This is a genomic window from Leptotrichia sp. OH3620_COT-345 (assembly GCF_003932895.1).
In the GTDB taxonomy this organism is placed as follows: domain Bacteria; phylum Fusobacteriota; class Fusobacteriia; order Fusobacteriales; family Leptotrichiaceae; genus Pseudoleptotrichia.
The window spans coordinates 1-310 of the sequence record NZ_RQYW01000173.1; the positions used below are offsets into that span (position 1 = coordinate 1).

Genomic DNA, 310 nt, shown 5'->3' on the forward strand with positions numbered 1-310 from the left:
AGAAAAGAAAATACAGGAGTGTCGGATATAAACAGTTATTTAAGAAATTTAAGAATAGGAGTTGAAAGATAATGAAAAAGATAATAATGATGATAATTATAGGAATAATATTAGGTTCTTGTGGTGAATTGAGATATGGAATCCAAAAAACTATTAATGAAGCTGAATTAGAAAGACAAGCTAAAATATTAAGAGAAAAAGAAGCAGGAGGCTCAGGAGAAAAAGATGAAAAAATAGTAGAGGAAGCAATAAAAGATATATCAGTAAGATCAATAAATAAGAGAGTACAATTTGGAGAAACAACATTACT

The 310-nt window shown here is 27.4% G+C and carries 1 pseudogene; it reads left to right on the forward strand.

From position 1 onward, the window contains the following. Positions 1-71: 71 nt before the first annotated feature. Positions 72-310: pseudogene (locus tag EII29_RS11715) on the forward strand (hypothetical protein); the annotation flags it as partial.